This is a genomic window from Nesterenkonia flava, assembly GCF_031432335.1.
Taxonomy (GTDB): domain Bacteria; phylum Actinomycetota; class Actinomycetes; order Actinomycetales; family Micrococcaceae; genus Nesterenkonia; species Nesterenkonia flava.
In genome coordinates this window covers 1-898 of record NZ_JAVKGT010000093.1, presented here as the reverse complement: position 1 = coordinate 898, position 898 = coordinate 1, and the positions used below count along the sequence as shown (strand labels likewise).

At 63.3% G+C, this 898-nt stretch carries 1 protein-coding gene and 1 pseudogene; both read right to left on the bottom strand.

Going from position 1 to position 898, the window contains the following annotated elements:
* Window positions 1–185 (bottom strand): CoA-transferase (locus RH857_RS13620; protein ID WP_310538511.1); only part of this gene is annotated, 185 nt, incomplete at its 3' end.
* A 17-nt stretch (window positions 186–202) separates the two neighbouring features.
* Window positions 203–898 (bottom strand): annotated as a pseudogene (locus RH857_RS13615) (IS5 family transposase); the annotation flags it as partial.

Below are 898 nucleotides of genomic sequence, written 5' to 3'. Positions count from 1 at the left end.
GGCCCGACACCGAGGATTCCGTTCTCCGACTGCAGCACCACCGTCCGCTCGTCCGGAATGTAGTTGGGGATCAGTGTGGGCATACCGATCCCGAGATTGACGTAGGAACCGTCGGGAAGCTCCTGTGCGGCACGGGCCGCCATCTCTTCCCGGCTGCGGCCGCGCGGCCGGTTCTGCTCACTCATCCTCTAGGGCGTGTCTCCTATGTGCGTAGGCAGGCGATGATGGCGCAGAGGACTACTCCTGCTCTGTAGTTGCGGGCTTTCTTGTCGTAGCGGGTGGCGATACCGCGCCATTGTTCGGCCAGTCCGAAGTGGCGCTCGACGATGTTCCTGCCCCGGTAGGCCTGGTCATCGAGGCTGGGTGGGCGGCCTCCGGCGGAGCCCTTGTTCTTGCGTGCGTTCTTCTCGTTGGACTTCTGCGGGATGACCGTTTTGATGCCGCGGGCGGCGAGCATCCGGCGGGTCACACCGGAGGAGTAGGCCTTATCAGCGACCACCGCATTGGGTCGTGTCCGCGGCCTACCGGGCCCGATTCTGGGGACTCGGATCTCATCGAGAATCTCTTCAAGCATGGCCCCGTCATGGCGCTGACCGCCGGTGGTTACGATCGCGATCGGTAGTCCTCTGGCATCGACGACGGCGTGGATCTTGGTGGAGAGCCCGCCGCGCGAGCGGCCCAAGGCGTGGCCTTCAGGCTCAGTCCCGCCGAGATTCTTGTGATTCGCAAAGGCCCCCTGTGGGCTGATCAGGTCGCCGGGTGTTGGTCCCGTGCTGGTGGGCACGGTTGATGGTCGAATCTACTGAGACCGTCCATTCGATTTCTCCGCCCTCATCGGCCTCAGCCAGCAATTGGGCGTGAATGCAATCCCAAACTCCGTCTGCGTCGTATTTGTTGT